The organism is Pseudovibrio sp. W64 (assembly GCF_001623145.1).
In the GTDB taxonomy this organism is placed as follows: Bacteria; Pseudomonadota; Alphaproteobacteria; order Rhizobiales; family Stappiaceae; genus Pseudovibrio.
In genome coordinates, this window is the sequence record NZ_LMCI01000047.1 from 64,886 (window position 1) to 83,809 (window position 18,924).

Annotated in this window: 20 protein-coding genes; 7 read left to right on the plus strand and 13 right to left on the minus strand. The window is 53.4% G+C overall.

The genetic code is table 11. The features are described from left to right. Nucleotides 1-3: 3 nt before the first annotated feature. The 6 genes from PsW64_RS25930 to PsW64_RS25955 are packed head-to-tail and all read right to left on the minus strand — an operon-like array spanning nt 4 to nt 4,756. Nucleotides 4-336, minus strand: coding sequence for a DUF2190 family protein (locus PsW64_RS25930; RefSeq protein WP_063305494.1), 333 nt, complete (start codon nt 334-336; stop codon nt 4-6). 15 nt (nt 337-351) lie between these two features. Continuing rightward, nucleotides 352-564, minus strand: coding sequence for a phage head-tail joining protein (locus tag PsW64_RS25935; protein WP_063305495.1), 213 nt, complete (start codon nt 562-564; stop codon nt 352-354). Then, nucleotides 564-2,345 carry a prohead protease/major capsid protein fusion protein gene (locus tag PsW64_RS25940; protein ID WP_063305496.1) on the minus strand — a complete coding sequence of 594 codons (1,782 nt, stop codon included), beginning with the start codon at nt 2,343-2,345 and terminating at the stop codon, nt 564-566. Before PsW64_RS25940 ends, PsW64_RS25935 begins: the two co-directional genes overlap by 1 nt. After that, the gene (locus tag PsW64_RS25945; RefSeq protein ID WP_063305497.1) at nt 2,342-3,757 is read right to left on the minus strand and encodes a phage portal protein; all 1,416 of its coding nucleotides are present in this window, start codon (nt 3,755-3,757) and stop codon (nt 2,342-2,344) included. Before PsW64_RS25945 ends, PsW64_RS25940 begins: the two co-directional genes overlap by 4 nt. Nucleotides 3,758-3,763: 6 nt before the next feature. Beyond that, nucleotides 3,764-4,282, minus strand: coding sequence for a hypothetical protein (locus PsW64_RS25950; protein WP_063305498.1), 519 nt, complete (start codon nt 4,280-4,282; stop codon nt 3,764-3,766). A 57-nt stretch (nt 4,283-4,339) separates the two neighbouring features. Next, nucleotides 4,340-4,756: a hypothetical protein gene (locus PsW64_RS25955; RefSeq protein ID WP_063305499.1), complete on the minus strand. Its 417-nt coding sequence runs from the start codon at nt 4,754-4,756 to the stop codon at nt 4,340-4,342. 87 nt (nt 4,757-4,843) lie between these two features. Between PsW64_RS25955 and PsW64_RS25960 the strand changes: the two genes are divergently transcribed. From PsW64_RS25960 to PsW64_RS25970, 3 genes are all read left to right on the plus strand, one after another. Further along, nucleotides 4,844-5,083, plus strand: a complete 240-nt coding sequence (locus PsW64_RS25960; RefSeq protein WP_206599583.1) for a helix-turn-helix domain-containing protein — start codon at nt 4,844-4,846, stop codon at nt 5,081-5,083. Nucleotides 5,084-5,131: 48 nt separating this feature from the next. Continuing rightward, the gene (locus tag PsW64_RS25965) at nt 5,132-5,329 is read left to right on the plus strand and encodes a hypothetical protein (RefSeq protein ID WP_063305500.1); all 198 of its coding nucleotides are present in this window, start codon (nt 5,132-5,134) and stop codon (nt 5,327-5,329) included. Nucleotides 5,330-5,652: 323 nt separating this feature from the next. After that, nucleotides 5,653-6,909: a hypothetical protein gene (locus PsW64_RS25970; RefSeq protein ID WP_063305501.1), complete on the plus strand. Its 1,257-nt coding sequence runs from the start codon at nt 5,653-5,655 to the stop codon at nt 6,907-6,909. A 71-nt stretch (nt 6,910-6,980) separates the two neighbouring features. On the opposite strand, the gene PsW64_RS25975 is transcribed toward PsW64_RS25970, so the two are convergent. The 5 genes from PsW64_RS25975 to PsW64_RS25990 all read right to left on the minus strand — a co-directional run bounded on the left by PsW64_RS25975 (nt 6,981) and on the right by PsW64_RS25990 (nt 11,610). After that, nucleotides 6,981-8,879, minus strand: a complete 1,899-nt coding sequence (locus PsW64_RS25975) for a phage terminase large subunit family protein (RefSeq protein ID WP_063305502.1) — start codon at nt 8,877-8,879, stop codon at nt 6,981-6,983. Next, nucleotides 8,872-9,411: a hypothetical protein gene (locus PsW64_RS25980; RefSeq protein ID WP_063305503.1), complete on the minus strand. Its 540-nt coding sequence runs from the start codon at nt 9,409-9,411 to the stop codon at nt 8,872-8,874. Before PsW64_RS25980 ends, PsW64_RS25975 begins: the two co-directional genes overlap by 8 nt. A 118-nt stretch (nt 9,412-9,529) precedes the next feature. Next, entirely contained in the window at nt 9,530-10,354 is an 825-nt protein-coding gene (locus tag PsW64_RS25985; RefSeq protein ID WP_063305504.1) for a helix-turn-helix domain-containing protein, read from the minus strand. After that, a complete protein-coding gene (locus PsW64_RS27710; RefSeq protein ID WP_161831347.1) occupies nt 10,351-10,527 on the minus strand; it encodes a hypothetical protein in 177 nt (58 codons plus the stop codon). Before PsW64_RS27710 ends, PsW64_RS25985 begins: the two co-directional genes overlap by 4 nt. A 237-nt stretch (nt 10,528-10,764) precedes the next feature. Beyond that, nucleotides 10,765-11,610 carry a LysR family transcriptional regulator gene (locus PsW64_RS25990; RefSeq protein WP_063305505.1) on the minus strand — a complete coding sequence of 282 codons (846 nt, stop codon included), beginning with the start codon at nt 11,608-11,610 and terminating at the stop codon, nt 10,765-10,767. 92 nt (nt 11,611-11,702) lie between these two features. On the opposite strand from PsW64_RS25990, the gene PsW64_RS27715 reads away from it, so the two are divergent. Then, complete coding sequence (locus tag PsW64_RS27715; RefSeq protein WP_193757866.1) at nt 11,703-11,873, plus strand: hypothetical protein; 171 nt, start codon at nt 11,703-11,705, stop codon at nt 11,871-11,873. A 258-nt stretch (nt 11,874-12,131) separates the two neighbouring features. Here the strand turns inward: PsW64_RS27715 and PsW64_RS25995 are convergent, their stop codons facing one another. Beyond that, the gene (locus tag PsW64_RS25995; protein WP_063295098.1) at nt 12,132-12,404 is read right to left on the minus strand and encodes a hypothetical protein; all 273 of its coding nucleotides are present in this window, start codon (nt 12,402-12,404) and stop codon (nt 12,132-12,134) included. Between the two features lie 561 nt (nt 12,405-12,965). Continuing rightward, nucleotides 12,966-13,256: a GIY-YIG nuclease family protein gene (locus PsW64_RS26000; protein WP_063305506.1), complete on the minus strand. Its 291-nt coding sequence runs from the start codon at nt 13,254-13,256 to the stop codon at nt 12,966-12,968. A 531-nt stretch (nt 13,257-13,787) separates the two neighbouring features. Here PsW64_RS26000 and PsW64_RS26005 point away from each other — a divergent pair. From PsW64_RS26005 to pheT, 3 genes are all read left to right on the plus strand, one after another. Further along, a complete protein-coding gene (locus PsW64_RS26005) occupies nt 13,788-14,765 on the plus strand; it encodes a DUF2971 domain-containing protein (RefSeq protein ID WP_063305507.1) in 978 nt (325 codons plus the stop codon). A gap of 567 nt (nt 14,766-15,332) precedes the next feature. Next, the gene (gene pheS / locus PsW64_RS26010; RefSeq protein ID WP_063286698.1) at nt 15,333-16,415 is read left to right on the plus strand and encodes a phenylalanine--tRNA ligase subunit alpha; all 1,083 of its coding nucleotides are present in this window, start codon (nt 15,333-15,335) and stop codon (nt 16,413-16,415) included. Nucleotides 16,416-16,443: 28 nt separating this feature from the next. Further along, nucleotides 16,444-18,867: a phenylalanine--tRNA ligase subunit beta gene (gene pheT, locus PsW64_RS26015; protein ID WP_063305508.1), complete on the plus strand. Its 2,424-nt coding sequence runs from the start codon at nt 16,444-16,446 to the stop codon at nt 18,865-18,867. Nucleotides 18,868-18,924 lie beyond the last annotated feature (57 nt).

The following is an 18,924-nucleotide window of genomic DNA, read 5'->3' on the forward strand; positions in this document are numbered from 1 at the left end:
CTCCTATGCTGAGTAGCCGGTGAGGCGAGCGCGTACGATTGGTTCTGCTGGGCCTGCTGCCAGCACTGCTGCACCAACTTTCAGATTGTCTGATGCAGTGGTGGTGAGACGCTTTTCAGCCTTATCCCAGTAAAGAGGCTCACCCTGTGCAACCTGCTCACTGTCGGTTTTGGGAAGCTCAAATACCCCCTGCATGACAGTCTCTACTTCTTCACCAGAGGCCGCATTGGTTGCGACCACACCAAACAGAGAGCCAACTTGAAGACCTTCACCACTGGAAACGTCATGTGGTGCAGTCAACGTGATGGCAACGCCATCCTGAATGTAATTCCTCATGTGCAATCTCCGCGCCTAAGCGCCCTTGTTTGAAATAATACGAACCCGACGAACTGTGCGACCTTGGCTTGCTGCAATCTGCCTATTGAGATCTGCAAGGGCGACGGCCATCTCGCTGTCAGATTTATAGGTGACTTCATCGCGACCAAAGCGAACGGTTTTGACACCCTTGGCTCTTTTCTTTTCCAACTTGTCACGACAAGCAATCAGCTCTTCCAGGCTAGCCATCACTTGCCCTCGTTCATTTGCCAGCCCCGCCAGTCGCCGAAGCAGGCACCGAAGTCGAGACGGACTTTGATCTTGATGCCATCAATCTCAAATCCGGCTTTGGTTTCGGTCTGCGGTCCAGGCTCACCTTCCAGATAGGCATACTCCAGGCCATCCATCTGGCTGTGGCTGGTTGCCAGATACCAGCGGTCCGGATTGTTAAAGCGACCTTCCACCACCATTCCCAGATCAGAGAACGGGTTCACATCGTCGATGCGGTTTGGTGTGATCTCGGCAAGTAACTTCTGTGCCAGCGTCTCCAGCTCGGCTGGAATAATCAGATGGCGAGGGGAGAGGTTGAGGCGCTTGCCGGACAGGCTCACCTGGTGGCGCAGTGCCTGACGCAATACAGAGAGTGTTTCAATGGACGGCTTGCCCTTGGTCTGCGCAAGGTTGCGGTGTCCTGCATGGAAAACCGGATTACCGTCTCCCATCTTTGGGCCTTTGCCACCATTCATCTCCAGCAACTTGATAAAGAACTCTGCTTCAAAGTCTGCTGCTGCAATGCCTAGTCTGCGCGGTAGATCGTTCAGAGCGCCAAGGTCATCGTTGATGAGTGCTTGGCGAGTGACACCGATCATCCGTCCGAAGGTGTCGATTTTGAAGCTTTCGGCGCTCTCGCTCATGGTGCCGTGTTTGTATTCACCATGCTCGTTGAGCTTCTCCAGATTCGGCGCTTCAGAAAGGATAATTCGGTGCTTTGCGCGGAAGTCTTTCACGGTGGTTTGTCGTGCCAGTTTCTTCAAAGCGCTTGGCACGCTCTCATAGGATTGGCGCAGTGTCCGCCCCACGGTGTTTCCCATGATGAGGGGAAAGTCACTGGTAGAATGCAGGGCGCGAGAGACAATCGTTGCCTGGGAAAGGGCCGTGGTTGAAACATTGGCATTGCGCAGACAATCGCGAGCCATCTCCGGAATAGACATTCCGATGAAGTCGCGGGCGCTGTCCTCCGGCTTATGGGTTGGGTCAATGCGCGTCATCATGGCGTCGGCCATGCGTTCGGCGCGTGTATGTGGATCGGTGTGATCTGCGAGAATTTGCGCCGATTGCGTCCGGATCGGCGGTGTTGTCCGCTTCTCGGCCTCGGTAATTGCGGCGGCTCGGATCTCGTCCAGTGTGGCTGAGCTGTCGATCTGGCTGTCAGTCCACTCAGTGGTCAGGTTCAATGTCCCTGCGATAGAGCGGATCTGCTGGTTGCGTTGTGCCATGTCTGGCGTGGGTGTTTTGGGTGGTTCCTGCGAGTTGGGTTGGTTCTCCGTTGGCATTGCTCTGATCCTTGCGTCTGGGTCCGCTGGCACACTGACAAAGCTGACTTCTCTTGGTTTGAACTGGGTGATGGTGCGAATGGAGCGTCCGGTGTCCGGATCTCTGCTGTCCGCCCATTTCTCTATCTGGTAGCCGATGGAAACGCCTGTAATCATTCCCTCGCGAATGTCGGCAATCACGGGGTTGGCGCGGCTGTCAGATGTAAACTTGATGGTGACGATGATGCAGCCGTTGTCCGCTCGTGCTGCTGTCACGGTGCCAAGCACGGCACTCAGGCTGTCCTGGCGATGGCTGTCTAAAACCGGAAGGCCGATAAAGGCTTCCGCTGTGGTGGCTGTGGGTTCCAGTCGCTCGATGTAAGCGCCACGGTCCACGCTGCCAAAGGCGGTGGCGGTTGCCTCGACGGTCCGCTGTTTTTCGTCGAGGCTGGAGGATTTGAAAGTCAGATCACGGGTGAGGAAGGCTGGGGCATTCATGCGGCTTTTCCTGAAGTTGAGGGAGCGGGGTTGGTGCCAGCGGACATCTGTTGACCAATACCCCGCTCCCTGTCTGTGTCGCGTTTGCGCTCCTCGTCGATTTCCTCGACGGAGAAGCCGCGCTGCGCGACAACCCGGGTCCGGCTGGTCAGTCCGTTTTGAATTTCAAGAATGGCGGCTTTGGCATCTTTTTCAGGGTCTACCCAAGGCCAAGCGGGTGGCAGGTACTCGGCAGCATGAAAGGCTTCCGGCTCTGCGGAATAGGCGCCTAGATCCAGCGTGCCACGCACGGCCAGCAATCCCACAAAGCGCTCATAGATCGGCTGTAGAAACTGTTTGACTAGCACAAGGTGCTGGACGCTCTCCACCTTGCGGCGGAACTCCAGCAGCGCGGCGCGGCTGGAGGAATAATTGGAGTTGGAATAGTCGCCTGTTAGCTGCTCGTAGGTGATGCCAAGCCCTGCTGCCATGGCTCTCAGTTGCCACTGGATGAAGGCAGGGAAGTCTTTCACGTCTGGCAGGTTGGGGAACTCGATATCCGATCCCGGTGGCAGGAAGTGCAGGGCTCCCGGTTCCATGCCAGTTTCCAGCAGGCCGTTCTTTTGCTCGCCATCGAATGGATTGGCTTGTCCGTTGACGTCTCTCACAAAGCCAGCAAACAAGGCCGCAACCCGCTGGCGTTCCAGTTGGGCGTCTTCGTAGCTGTCCAGCGATTGAGCGCGGAGCAGAACGGGGGAGAGCCATGAAAGGCCGCGCACTTGTCCTGGCTCCAGCGGAACAAACACATGCAGCATATCTTCTGCAGGCACGCGGATGTGTCCAAGGTTTTGCAGCAGGGCGGTGCCACGGCGGCGGGGCAGCACGTGGTAGGCGATGCGCTTGCCGTCTGCATCAAACTCAACACCTGCGAAAATGTGGCCTTTGCCTTCCAGCTCGCGGAATAAAGTGGCGTCCACCATGTCGGCGGGGATGAGCTTTAGCTTCAGGTCTGTGCCGCTCTGTACCAGCTGGACGAAGCTTTCGCCCTTTACCACGATCTCACGCATGAGTTGGGCTTGCAGACCGTAAAAGTCTTGGCGTCCTTCAAAGTCGCAGGCTTCCAGCCAGCTCTCATGGGCTTTCTGGATTGTGTCGCGGATGGTGTCTGTCGGGAATTTGGGGCGGGTGACGATGCCGGCACCGATGTAGTTGGCCACAAGGCCGGAAACGGCGGCGTGTCCCCATGGGTTGTTGGTGGAAAGCGCAACCCCGCGCTCTTGGATGGTCTTTGATCCGGCTGCGGTTGCCTCGGAAAGGTTGCCGATCCCCGCGATGCCCTGCCACCTGTGCCCCCGTCCAGCAGCCTCCAGCCCGATCATTCGGGCGACGAGGTGTTGAAGGCGTTTTGCAAGTGGGCGGCGGGGCTGGATCATGAGTGCTTACTCCAGCCCGATGTTGAGGTCATCGTCTTTGGCAACTCGCTGCATCCGGCGAAAGATTGCCCCTGCATTGACGAAAGCAAGAGAGCGAACTTCTTTGTCTGTATCGGCATTGCGCTGTGCAATCTGGGCAAGAATTTGCTCAATGGTTCCGCCAAAAGCTGTCGGTGCCTGCTTGATGACTTCTGTGCCGTCGCTGTTCTGGATGGTGCATTCTTTGTAATTGCAGATCCACACGTCACCGGTGTCTTTGAAGATTGACCAGAGGTCAGAGAAGTAAAGCGCGTAAGCGGTGGAGATCGCGGCGGCTTCTGTACGGTCTACTGAGGCTTGGCTCGCTAGATTATCTGCCAGTGCAAGCTGAAAGGCTGAAACAACAGAATACAGCTCGTCGCTGGATTTCTTGTCCTCGGAGATGCGGCGGGCAAAGCCGGGCACTTGCTCTCTGCGCTGAAGGGTTTTGAAAAGCTGGTCATCTACGCCAGCAAGCTTGAGGTAATGTCTGCGTTTAAGGGGCACTGCGCTCTCCTTGTTCGGTGTCGATTGACACTAAATATAGCGACATGATTTTGAGTGTCAAGTGACACTTTGAAATTCACAATCTTTCAACGCTGAAGCTATGAGGTCGAATTCTGGGTCTAGTTTTCCGGCGAATTGCATTTCTTCCAGGAAGAGGCGGAGTTTGGTGGTTATGCCGGTGAGGGTTGGGGCGGGGGTGTTGACGAGTTGTTGGTAGGTGGTGGTGACTGCATCGCCATAGGGGCGCAGGAGGGCTTCTTCCTCGGTAAAGCTGGCGGACTTTGGGATCTCCAGCTCGCGATAGTGCTGGCAGGCGGTTTTGTAGCGCTGTGCCAAGTCTGGGAGGGGATCGTGTGGGGTGGCTTTGGCGCTGGGTGTTGCCACCACGGCAATGCTGGCGAGGCTTCCGGTCAGCACCGCGCGGCGATCCGGGCTTTGGGCGCACTTCTCCCGTTCGCGAAAAAGGTCTTTCATCGCGTTCTCCATGATTGATATTTGTCTCGAAATCGCTACAATGTAACCATATTGAAATTTATCACTACGTCAAGGCGTTTTCGCTACATGGAGGCGAATATTACACCTGCTCAATGCAAAATGGCCCGTGCTGGCTTAGGAATGGGAGTTCGGGAACTAGCTGAGCTCGCTCAAGTCTCTACAAATACAGTTACTCGTTTTGAGCGCGGAGAAGAACTGAAGCCGCGAACCATTGAAGCGTTGCAAACGGCTTTAGAGAAATTAGGAATGGAGTTTATTCCTGAGAATGGCGGTGGTGTTGGGGTGCGGCTAAGAAAGAAGTTGTAGAATCAAATTTCTATTTCTACTTAAGATTGTATAGAAATGGAGTTAAATATGGAAATCAAACCTGGTTGCATTGTTTTTTTAAAGTCTTCGCAGAATCATCCGATGACAGTTTCTACAATTGAAGACGGACATGTGTTTGTCGTTTGGCAAGATAACAATAAAAAAATGGTAATGGAGAAGTACCCGCTTACAGTGTTGATCCATGAAGATGACTTGGATGATCCAGTCATGCCAGTAATTGGATAATTGCTTTTAATTTAACCAAGTGAGTTATCAAAGCTCACTTGGGACTTTTACGTATTCAACGGAACGACTAAGTCAATATTTTTGCATCAAAAGAGCCGTAATCTGCAGCTCACAAGTGGGTTTAGAAGAAAATCCCAAAGCTACCATGAAAACTATAGCTGACTTTGAAAGAAGTGTGCGCAACCCTTACGCTATAACTCTTGCTGACTTACAATCTGAGATGGAATCTGCTGGTGTGGAATTTATATCGGAGCACGGCGGTGGCGCTGGAGTGCGGTAAGGAAACTAATAATAATCTTCATGCGTTGTTGGGAGTATAAAACTTGGCAGAATTAGAAAGCTATTATTATGAAGTTCTTAAAAATCTTGAAATAATTGAGAATAATTCTAAAGTCTTACAGCGCAGTAATGATAGTGTTTCTATTTATGCAAGCCGGATTGAATATCTAAACTGGTGTATAAAAACATCTGATAAGGTGCTTTTTAGCGCTCGAGAATTAATTCGACTAAACAGTATCTGTGATGAAATTGTTTCGCTTCTTGATATATTACTTTCAAGTTCAGATGAAGAGACGTTGCAGGAGTTGGATAGTATTATTACTACTGCATTATCTTTATTTTCACCTCCGCGAAAAATCTCTGTAGATATTGAAAACGTTGATGAAGTTCTCAGCCATGCGCGTACTAGCACTAAAATGTTACAGCATGACTTAAACGTGGAATTAAAGAAGCAAAGAGAGCTTCTCAATGAGAACCGACGAGAGTCTGTTAAGGTAAGAAAGCAACTCGAAACATTACGGTCTGAGGTCAGTGTACAACAAGGCCATGCTGAAAGTTTAGCAGATAGTTATAAGGCTCTGTTTGATAATCAAGTTGAAGGTTTTAGAGTAGAATTTAAAGATATTCTATTGAAAATGAATGAAAATTATTCAAGTAGAATAAGTAAGTTTGACAAAAAAACTGATGAAACTTTAAGATTCCAGTTGAGAGAAATTGAGGAAAAAACTCAGGAAGCAGTAAGTGCCACCAAAACGTCTAGTGATAAAGCTCGCGATTTTGTTAAGGAAATAAGGAAGCTATTAAGTGCGGCAGGGGCAGATCTCATGTCCGGAGATATGCTGAAGCAGGCAAAAGTAGAAGAAGTTGAATATCGATTTTACACCAAGGTCGCATTATTTTTATACTTGCTTTCTCCTAGTATCCTTGTTGTTCTTGTTGGTTTCTCTGATATCGATCTGAATGACTGGATGTCACTCTTGAAGAGATTACCCGTTGCTGCATTATTTTTAGTCCCAGCAATTTACGTGAGTGGACTAGCAAGTAAACATAGAAAAATGGAGATTTCATTTCGTTCTCTTGGTTTGAAAATGGCAGCATTTGAACCCTACTTGAACCGACTAAACGATGAAGATGCAAATTTACTGCGGCGAGAGATGGCTGAGAAGTTTTTCAATTCTAGAATTTCTATTGAGAAAGAGCAGGAGCTGAGTACTAAGCAGTTGGGCTCACAGCTAAATGCAATTTCGGAGCCTTTAAGTAAAATAATAGAAATGATAAAGAAAACGAGTGGTTCTACCTAATCCGTTAACATGATTGTAAATTTTAAAAGATGAATGATCTGAAGTATAGTAAAGCTCGCGATTCAACTTATTTAACTTACCCACCTAGATTTGATAACTGGGTGTTCTCGTTTCAGCTTAGGACTCCGAGATCCCGCGGAGTCCTGTTGCTTATTTGAACTGAGCAACCCTTCGCAGTCCTCTGGCCTCATTGCCTTCTCCATAAGCGCCTTCACAGCCTGCTCCACCCTAACACCGCTCGCTGCCAACCCGTGCAGCGCAGCACTGGCATAAACACGGCAATCCAGCGGCTCATTCCTGACGCCGCTGTCAGCCACCCATTTGATTTTGGCAACCCCGCCTTTGTACACCCGAATGGGCTTTTCGGCGGTGATGCCTCGGAAGTAGTCCAGATCTCGCCCCTCAGGAAAATGGCAGTAGCCCGCGCTTGCGGCTTCTATGCGCAACCGTGAAATCAGTGTGTGTTTGAGGCTGTCCACGCCTACAATGTAGAGTGGTGCTAACTGGCCTGTCTTCGCCTTAGGCGGGCGTTTAGGCCATGAGGGTACTCCGGGGCCACCGCGACCCTTAATCGCCCACACACGGCGGCTCTGGCGCGTCTGAGCGTATTCCATGACGTTGGGTGTCCTGTGCCCGCCGCTGTCGATCGCAACGGCTGAAATGGGCAGAGGGGGCACGTCTCGTACGTGTGGGTAGCGCTTCAACAGCACAGCATCCAGCTGCTTCCACACCTCAGGAAACGCCGGATCACCCCAAAGCACCTGATAATCAAGGCTCCAGCTTTCCTCGCCCTTGCCCCAGCCCACAATCTCTAGCTCCAGCCGGTCGTCCTGCGTATCCACGCCCGCTGTGATCAGCGCCACCTCATCCGGCAGGATCTCACCAAACGGCTCACACCGGCTCAGCAGGCGCTCGGCTTCAATGGGTGCGGTGTCGCGGTCCTCATAGGCTTCTCCCAGCCGCGTATTGACGAAGGTTTGCAGCCGTGGCGGATCGCTTTTGACGGTGAGAAACTCCGCTGCCATCTCGCCCCACGTCTCAAACGGAGAATACAGCCCCGGCAACCAGAAACCCGCCGTGCGGCCATCGCCATCCTTCGTCGCCTGCCATTGGCCTTGCGCCAGCATCTTCAGCTTGTGGCGTTCCTCAATCGGCTCCCCGCAATGCTCACAATGCAGTGTCGCCTTTAACGGTTCGCCTTCCGGCCACTTAATCCGCGCCCAGGCGATGACTTGTAGGGCGCCACAATGCGGGCAAGGCACAAAGAACTTGCGCTGATCGGATTCCGCATAGGCTTTTTCGATGCGCGAGACACCGGAAAGGGTTGGCGTGGAACAGAGGTAAATCTTCTTCTTGCCTGCATAAGTCGCTGTGCGCCGGATTGCCAGTTCCACCGGATCGCCCTCGCCATCCGCATCCACCGGATAGCCGTCCACCTCATCCAGAAAGATGTAGCGCACGGGTGTTGAGCGCAGACCTGTTGGCGCGTTGGCACCTGTCATCACCAGCTCGCCACCCACAAAGCTTTTCATGGCGATGGTGTTGCCTTTCTCGCGGGTTTTAGGCGCGGCCACTTTGGCCTTGAGGGCTGGCGTGTCGTTGATGAGCGGATCAATGCGCGTGCGGCTGTTGCGCTTGAGCATATCCAGCGAAGGCATCACCAGCAGCATCATTCCTGGCGCATGGTCGATGACATAGCCGATCCAGTTCAGCCCTGCCTCCGTCTTGCCCACCTGAGCGCCCGCCATGAACACCACCCGCTCCACCTGTGAGGCGGTGGAGAGGCAATCCATGATCTCGCCCAGATACGGCACGCGCTCGGTTTTCCATCGCCCTGGCTCGGCACTGGTGGGTGGCAGCTGGCGATAGGCGTTGGCCCACTGGCTGACGGTGAGCTGGCGCTCCGGTGCCAGCGCTTCGCGCCAGATTGCGTCTGCCCATGAAGCGGTGGTGGTGGCGAGGTCAGACATTGGCAAGATCCTTCAGCGGCGTTTCTGCAAGGTCGGCGAGGTGATCACGGACGATGCGGTCTAGGATGGCGTAGGTTTCTCGCGGATCGCTGCCCAGCTCGGCGGAGAGGGTGGAGGCAGCGCGGCTCGCCCAGCCCATCCACGCATCGCGCTCGCCTCTGGCCCGCTCAAAGATCGCCTTTTGTGCGGCGTGCTTGTCGATGATGTTGCCAAGCTCGCGTTCCAGCTCCAACTTTGCCAGCTCCGCCTTGATGCGCTCCAGCTCGCCTTTTGGGGTGAGGGGAGGTGCATCAACCAGAGACTTGCGCTTGGCGGCGCTGGTGTTGGCGACGTACCAGGCTTTGCCGAGCTTGATATCAATCCGCCCGTTGCCAAGCGTTGGCAGACCTTCCTTGATGAGCTGGGACACGCGGCCCCGGGACATTCCCAGAATGTCCGCGAATTGTGCCTTGGTTGCGGTGCGTTGCTCTGGCTCGGCAACTTGCCCGAAAATGCTGATTTGTTGCTCGCCCGAGCTATGCGCTGAATGCATGGTTTAGCCCTAAATTCCTCTCTAAACTGCTGTTTCGTTTAGGCAATTTCAAAACGATCTGTGACCAAAGCGTGGGATGTCGCATACCCGTATTGAGCATTGATGGGAGGGACCCAACCTAGCCCGCCCCCGCCAGCTGCGGATCGATCCAGCCCTCCGGCGGTGCGACTTGCTGCTGGTGGGTGGTAGCGGGTGCCGCTGGTGATTGGGTGGTGGGCCGCTTGGTGGGCTTGGGCTTGAGGTCTGTCCCAGCTTGCAGAAGATACGCTTTGGAGAAAACCTTGGTGTCTACCATTCCTCCAAAGCCTTTTCGGAACTGCTGCGGATGCAGGCGTTCGTCCTTGAGCAGCTGGTAGGCCGCTTGCACATGAGACCAGATTGGGTCGTTGGTGCTGACAAAATGCTTCTTGGCAACTGGTGGCGCCTCGTGTGCGGGCGCGTGTTTAGTTATTTTTATTTTATTATTTGTTTTATTTAGCGTGCCAGCGGTGTCACCTTTTTCAGGCAGGTTCTGGCACCCTTTCTCGTCTGTTTTGTCACCTTTAGGGGTATAAAAGGTGTCAGGCGTGTCACCCTTTTCCTCATAAATGGTGTCAGTGGTGTCACCTTTTACAGAGGCCAAAACCAGCTCGTAAACGTTGGAATGACCTCTGCCGGATTTCCGTTTGATGGTGATGTAGCCAAGCTCTGAAAGCTTCTTGATGGCACGTTTTGCAGTTCGTGGACTGGCGTTGGCTTCAGCGGCGAGCGTTTCCATAGACGGCCATGCTCTGCCTGACCTGGCGTTGATGTGCTCGCACAGGATGATACCCACGCGAACATCGTTTGCAGAGAGGTTGCGGTCCTTGGTGATGGCAACACACCAGTTCTGCTTGTCCGAGTACTGAACAGCGAAGGAGCTGGCGAGAGATGCCTTGGCTTGGATTTTGGTGACGTTGCTCACTGGATCACCTCCAGCACTTTGGCGAGCTTCAGCAGGCGTTCGCTGGCTTCCTCTTTCTCGACTAGAAACGTCTCTGGATTTGACCTGCGGCGAGTGCCGATCCTACGCACTTCATAGGCGATGGCCTTCAGCTCTTGCGGGACATTCAGGGAGGCTGTTTGCAGACTGTTCATGGCCGTTTCCTCCCCTCTGAGAATGGAGAAAAAGAGGCTGGTCGTTTTGAGAAAAAGCCCAATAGTTTCAGTGGGGGTGTTGCCGAGGCTGGGCAAACTAAAGCATTGATTTTAAGTCGACAGGTTAATCCCTGTCTCTCCGCCATAACTTCCCTTGAAAAGCAGAATATACCAACGCCAACTGGCATCGCTTTTCTGCGACTATCCTCCTTATATCCATACCTTTTGCGCGCTCAACTAGCGCCCGCGATGCTGTTCAATCACTTGCACGATCCGGTCCGTCATCATCCGCACCTCGGGCAAGTGCCGCCGGTCGTCATGCATTGTCACCCATTGGAACTTTGTCAGGTCCTCAATCACCGGCCCGCATCGCCGTAACTGAGGCGACGTATCCCCCAGAAAGCTTGGCAGAATGGAAGCGCCAGCGCCTGCGCACAGCATGTCCAGCAGGGTGTGTTGAGAGCTCACTTGCATCACCATCTCACTGCCATGCTGCTCCAGCAGCCAGCGTGAGGATTTTGTCGTGGCGTATTCCGGTGCGATGCCGAGCCACCGCTGTTCCACCGCCGCATCAGCTCCCGCCGCCACATAGGGCGCGAACTCCACGGGCGGCAGACGCTTGCTCGCCAGCCCGATCTCCGCAGGCGCTGAGCTGCGCAGCCCAATATCGATCTCGCGCTTTTTGATGTTCAGCCGGTCCTCGCTGGTAATGAACACCACCTCAAACCCATCCTCCGGCTTGCACAGCGCACCAATATGCATGCTGAGAAACTTCATGGTCCAGCTTCCGGCAGAAACCCGAACCTGCGGCCTGCGAGACTTCGCGCTCAGCCACTGCTCAAACCCGGCATAGGCGCACTGAAACGGCTCCAGCTGCTCCAGCACATCCCCCCCGTCCTCGGTCAGCACATACCCGGCCTGCACCCGATCAAACAGCTTCAGCCCCACATCCTCTTCCAGCTGCTGCATACGGCGGCTGAGCGTGGCAGGACTACACGACAGCCTCTGCGCGGCTTCACTCAGCGTACCGCAAGCCGCAAGCACGAGGAATGCATTGAGATTATCCAGCAATCGAACCTTCATTTTTGAAAACTGCTTTTGAAATTTGGCCGCTATCCGGCAGAAAGAACACAGGGAAAGATAGGCTTAGTTCTCCTCAAAGAAAAGAAGCCAGAATGTTGATTTTCCCACTTCGTGAACCAGACAGACACCCACCAAACCCAACGCCGCGGCAGTTGGAAGACTATTACACCAACTACGCCAGCGCCTGCGCACGGCCCTATTACATCGCGTTGGCCTCCATCATGGCGGTCGTCTTCACGCTGTTCTGCGTTTTTACGCCATAACACCAGCACAAAGCTCTGGCCTGCGGAGCGCGTTACTCACCGCAGACCAGCAGGGTGCAAGCGCTTGCGAATGCCGGTCGCGGGCAAACAACAAGCGAGAGGGCGGCAGACAAAGGGTGGTGAGGCTCCGCCCACGGCGAAACGCCACTTTGCACCGGCACAGTGAAAAGGCGCACCTCATACATCGAGTAGAATGACGAGAAGAGGCGCCAACGCAGCCGAACAGGGCAGGGGGCTCAGCGCCCCGCGCCCAACCCGTTACTCAAGAAGCGTCAATGTTGTACTGATCGGTTGTGGGTCGACGACCTGCTGTAGGACCCCACAGGTCTTTCTCAACGCTTCTATGCGGTCTCGCAAGGCATAATGCAAAGTGAACAAAGCATCCCGCTCACTGCTCTGGTTCATCCGCTCACTCAGCACAAGCTGCTGAAAATAAGCAAGATTTTCAAGATCAGAAACAGCGATGAGAACTTCATCTAACTCATTATCGATAGTATTTGTGGCGCTTGGCGCGCATGCAGAATCGTCCATTCCAATCCCCTTACTGACTAGGGTGTTGAAGATCCGCAACGCCAAAAAAGCTTCCTAGGGCTCGCTGGCGAGCGGGAGGCTAGAAACCTGAGTCAGACAGGCGAGCTTATTCCCTCCCGAAGGAGGTGTTGTATTCACCGCCCTCCCGCTCATAGCAAAGGGTCTGCGCACTATAAGATAGGCACAAAAAAACCGCTAGACTACGGGAGCGGGTACCGCTGACGTGAGGTTTCTAGGCCTTACATATGAGTGTGAAACACAACCCCACAACCTGTCAACGCCCAAACCCAAAACCTCCCCCACTCATGCATTTCTGCAACGTTTGGTGAGGGACTTCCCTCAACGGTTTGAAGGTGCCGTTCCCCACGGCGTCATCCCGGGCGAAGCGTAGCGAAGACCCGGGACCCAATCCACCTCACCACTAACGTCACACTCGCCAATCAACAAAGCCCTCACCACAAACACCCGAAAGCTCCCCAACCACAGCGCTCGCGATAAAAGGCAAAATGATCCCCCACGGTGTCTTCCCGGGCGCAGACCCGGGATCCATGCCCACCAGCCTCACCCAAAATGTAAGGAGAGTGACGAATCCTCCCAATGGGGGTTCATCTCCTCAATGGCCTGAATTTTCCAGTCCCGCTTCCAGCGCTTCACCTGCTTCTCTCTGCGAATAGCCTCATGAGGTTCCTCATAAACCTCATAGTAGACAAGCTTGGAAACATCATACTTGGCCGTAAAACCGGGATTCATCTTCGTCTTATGCTGATGTACACGCTCAGGCAGATTATTAGTCACGCCCGCATAAAGCGTCCCATGCTTCCGGCTCGCAAGAATGTACATGTAATAAGACATGCACCAAGTATGCAGCCAGCAATCCCCCGCCGCCACTGCACAAACTCACCAATGATTACAGGGAGTATAGATCCCGGCTCCTTGGCCGGGAAGACATCAGAGGCACCCGCTCTGCTCATCAGTGCCACTGCAAAGCCAGCCCCACCTCAAACCACAACACCCTCACACCCCAAGCCTCCGCTCAGAGCCCGCACCCCTTAAAACCCCACATCCTCTCCCGGTGTCCTCCCGGGCGCAGACCCGGGACCTATACCCCCGGTCTCAGCGGGCAATGTCAGGCTGCAGTAACAGGGCACAACCCTCTTCAGCATCCGCCACTTCAGCAAACGCCTGCAGTCATCAAATGAAGTCCGCATCAGCAAAAGACGAGGCGCCATCCTGGATGAAGATCTGGACCTAGAATGGGCTAAAAAAGTAATTTCTCAGTGTCACCAAGTTGATTGATGATGGAATGTCTGATGTACTTTCAATAGTAAAAAATTTCTGTAACTATTTGATTCGTTGATTATTATTTATTGTAGGTGTGAGAGAATGCTGGATCATGCTGGTAAAGAAGCAATGCAGGAAACCTTATTGTTCTTAATGAGTGTGTTTTCACCGAAACAATATGATTTTTTCTCTGCCGTAATGGGTGGTGCTAAACCTAACTTTGTTCATTATACCTCGGCTGAAGTGGCCTGTAGCATCATTGAGAATAAGCGGGTTTGGTTACGTCGCTGTTCTTCAATGAATGATTATCAAGAAGTGCAGTACGGAATTAATTTGATCAATGAATACATGCAGACAAAAAAGGATACTGTTGAGCGTGTGCTTAACTCTATTCAAGAAGGGGCATTTAAGGCCGTTTTTGATAACTTAGAAGGCTGGCTTTATAATCATAAATATCACACGTACTTAACTTGTGTGTCGGTGCACGAAGCTAGTGAAGATGATACCGGTAGACTATCGATGTGGAGAGCATATGGAGGTCAAAGCGGAGTTGCGTTGGTTTTAGACGGCTCTGTTTTTGCTAACTTCTCCAACTCTCTTGGGGCATTCTCTACGCAGGTAAGTTATCTGACAGGTAAGCAAATAGGCGAGGAGATAGATAATCTCCTTTCACGGCTAGAGCAATATTCAGAGAAGATAAAACAGCTCGAAGAAGTCTGGTTTGTAAATAGTTGTATTCAGTATTTTCGAAAGTTAATAATTGCTACAAAGCACCCGGGATTTGCTGAAGAACAAGAATGGCGACTCTATCATACACCTGACTTTGATCCTTTTGGGATACTTGAGAAGGATGTGAAAATAGTAAGAGGTGTGCCGGAGATAGTTTATGAGTTACCGATTCAACCCACCGAAGATCTTCCTGATTTAACAATCAACAACCTCCTCAAAAAGGTTATTGTTGGTCCGTCAGATAATCCCTACGACACAGCAGAGGCGATTGAACATAAACTGGAAAAAAGTGGATTTAGAAATCCTAAAGAGCTAGTCAAAGTTTCCGGTATTCCACTTCGTTGGAGTTAGTTCGGTCGAAACGGCTTCGGCTATACTGAATGTAAGTTGGTTGAGTTTTCTGGGATTGGTATTTTTGAAGATTTCTAATCATGAATGTTTTACCTGCCCTTCCCATCCTCCACCATTTCCGCTACCCTCCGCTACACCACCACCAATCCTCAAAGGATTTCTAATGCCGCTGCGCGTGAACATCGCTGTGAAAATCACCGCCCGTGTCCATGATGGTCCGGCGTGTGGGCGATTTATGCGCTTGGCTTAAAAGCTCCTAATGCACGAGTGAGAACCGCACCGCAGAGCTATTGTGCTCGCCCGTTTGTGCGTCTTCATTCAGGCAAGAGCGTTTAGGCAGCGGGGCAGGGCGTGCCAATCCACGAGCAGCCCCAGCGGGTGTTTTCATCGCAAATCCTGAAGTTTCCGCTGAAAAACGGGAGTATTGAGGAAATCTAAGAGCTCGATTATCAATCAGCCCCTTTATTGCGCTGCCAGCATTCGCTAAAAGACCTCCACGAATTTTATTTGCCCGGCCGGGACTCAAGTTCCAATCAGCTGCTGGCACATCCAAACCCTTGAGGGATTATGTCCGACCTCGAAACACTCGAAGCCGAGATTAACACCGCGATTGCCGGTGCTGACTCTGAAGCCGCACTGGAAGACGTGCGCGTTGCCGCCCTTGGCAAAAAGGGCAGCGTTTCTGAAAAAATGAAAACGCTTGGCAAAATGAGCCCGGAAGAGCGCAAGGAAATGGGTCCTGCGCTCAACGGCCTGAAAAACCGCGTTGGTGAGGCTATCACCGCTCGTAAAGACGTGTTGAAGGTTGAGGCACTCAACGCGCGCCTCGCCTCTGAAACCGTTGATGTGAGCCAGCCACTGCGCACCACTCCGGCAGAAGAAGGCCGCATTCACCCGATTTCTCAGGTGACTGACGAGCTGATCGCCATCTTCGCTGACATGGGCTTTTCCGTTGCTGAAGGCCCGGACATCGAGACGGATGAGCTGAACTTCACCGCGCTCAACTTCCCGGAAGGCCACCCGGCCCGCGAAATGCACGACACCTTCTTCTTCAACGAGAAGGAAGACGGCGAGCGCATGTTGCTGCGCACGCATACATCTCCAGTGCAGATCCGCGCGATGAAATCTCAGGAGCCACCGCTGCGCCTGATCATGCCAGGCCGCACATACCGTTGTGATAGCGACCAGACCCACACACCAATGTTCCACCAGTTGGAAGGCCTCGTGATCGACAAGACCACGCATATCGGCCACCTGAAGGGCACATTGGAAGAGTTCCTCAAAGCGTTCTTCGAAGTGGATGATGTAGAGCTGCGCTTCCGCCCAAGTTTCTTCCCGTTCACCGAGCCATCCATGGAAGTGGACGTGAAGTGCGACCGCTCCGGCGCTGAAGTGAAAATCGGAACCGGCAACGACTGGATGGAAATCCTCGGCTGCGGCATGGTGCATTCCAACGTTCTGCGCAACTGTGGTCTCGACCCGGATGTGTACCAGGGCTTCGCATGGGGCATCGGCATCGACCGTCTGGCCATGCTGAAATACGGTATGAACGATCTGCGCGCCTTCTTTGATGCAGACGTCCGCTGGCTCAAGCACTACGGCTTCCGCCCGCTGGATATGCCAGCGCTGGTTTCCGGTCTTTCCAAGTAATTTGGTCCAAACGTAAAGAGCTAATAAAATGAAATTCACCCTTTCCTGGCTCAAGGACCATCTTGAGACCGATGCAAGCCTTGATGAAATTGTAGAGCGCCTGACGCTGATCGGGCTGGAAGTGGAAGAAATCTCCAATCCAGCTGATCGCCTTGGCACGTTCAAAATCGCCCGCGTTCTGGAAGCCGAGCAGCATCCGAATGCGGACCGTCTGCGCGTGCTGAAAGTGGACACTGGCGAAGGTGAGCCCTTGCAGGTTGTCTGCGGCGCCCCAAACGCCCGCAAAGGTCTGATTGGCGTGTTCGCAAAACCGGGCGATTACATCCCCGGCCTCGACGTAACATTGTCCGTCGGTAAAATCCGCGACGTAGAGAGCCACGGCATGATGGCCTCCGAGCGCGAGCTGGAGTTATCCGACGAACACGACGGCGTCATCGATCTGCCAGAAGACGCACCAGTCGGCACCCCGTTTGTTGCATATGCTGGTCTGGACGATCCGGTCATCGAAATCGGCCTGACGCCGAACCGCTCCGACTGTGCAAGCGTGTTCGGAATTGCACGTGATTTGGCTGCTTCCGGCTTAGGAACGCTAAAAACCCCGCAAAAAACGCAAGTGAACGCACATAGCAACGCAAACGACCTAAAAATCCTTTTGGATCTAGGGGATAGCCCGGAACACTGCCCTGCATTCGGCTATCGTGTGGTCCGTGGCATCAAAAACGGCCCGTCTCCTAAGTGGATGCAGAAGCGTCTGGTTGCTATCGGTCTGCGCCCGATTAATGCCCTCGTGGACATCACCAACTACATGACCTTCGATCAGGGCCGCCCGCTGCATGTCTTTGATGCAGATAAGGTTTCCGGCAACCTGACCGTTCGTCACGGTAAGGCTGGCGAAGAACTTGTTGGCCTCGACGGAAAAACTTATGCCGTTGACGAGAGCGTCGTTGTCATTGCTGACGACAACGGTTTGGAGTCCCTCGGCGGAATTATGGGTGGAGAATCAACAGGTTGCGACGAAAACACCACAAACGTGGTGATCGAAAGCGCACTCTGGGATCCGCTCAACATCGCCCGCACAGGTCGTAAACTGGGAGTATCTACCGACGCCCGCTACCGTTTTGAGCGTGGTGTGGACCCGGCGTACATGGTGGAAGGCCTTGAAACTGCTACAAAATTGGTCATGGACCTGTGTGGCGGCGGCGAAGCATCCGACGCGCACGTTGTAGGAGAAGTGCCACAGGAAGAGCGTATCATCGACTTCCCACTCAGCGAAGTCAAACGCCTCTCCGGTCTGGAAGTATCCCACAGTGAGATCAAAGCTATCCTCTCCCTGCTCGGCTTCTGGGTCGCTGGCAACGGCGATGTGGTCAAGGTTTCTCCTCCTAGCTGGCGTCCGGACATCCACGGAAAAGCTGATTTGGTAGAAGAGGTTATGCGCATTGTCGGCATCGACAAAGTGCCAACTGCTACCCTGCCGCGCATGGAGCCAATCTCCCAGAAGGTTCTGACTGTTAGCCAGATCCGCCGCTCTAATGCCCGCCGCGCACTCGCAACACGCGGCATGGACGAGGCCGTTCTGTGGTCCTTCATTCCCAAAGCCCACGCAGAGCACTTCGGCGGCGGTAACTCACTGCTATCATTGGCAAATCCGATCTCCGCAGACATGTCCGACATGCGTCCGTCCCTGCTGCCTGGCCTGCTCTCTGCAGCACAGCGCAACGCAGACCGCGGCTACGCCGACGTCGCTCTCTTCGAAGTTGGCCAAGTCTTTGAAAACGATAGCGAAAAAGGCCAGAAGATGGTCATCGCCGGCATCCGCCGTGGCACCGCCAAACCAACAGGTTCTGGTCGCCACTGGTCCGGAAACGCTGAAAACATTGATGTTTTCGACGCGAAGGCAGATGCGGGTGCGGTACTGCAGTCCATTGGTGCGCAGGTAAACAACCTGATGGTCTTCACCGACGCTCCGGATTACTACCACCCAGGCCGCTCCGGCGCACTCAAAATGGGCCCGAAAAACACCCTGGCGTACTTCGGTGAGATCCACCCTAAGACATTGGAAGCATTGGACATTGAAGGCCCGCTCGTGGCGTTTGAAGTCTTCATCGACGCTGTTCCTCAGCCGAAGAAGAAAGCGACCAAATCCAAGGGTGCGCTGAATGCTGCGGATCTTATGCCGGTAAAACGGGACTTTGCGTTCCTGGTAGACAGCTCTATCCCGGTTGAGAAGCTCCTGAAAGCTGCCAAAGGTGCGGATAAGGCGTTGATCACAAACGTGAATCTCTTCGATATCTACGAAGGGCAGGGCGTGCCGGAAGGCCAGCGCTCCCTCGCGATCGATGTAACCCTGCAGCCGACCAAGAAGACCCTCACCGATGAGGATATCGAGGCGGTCTCAAACAAAATTGTTGCGTCCGTTCAAAAGGCTACCGGCGGTACCCTGCGCGGATAACTCCCGCTGAACAGCGCTGACGAAACACAAAAACGCGGATTCCGGAAAATTTCGGAA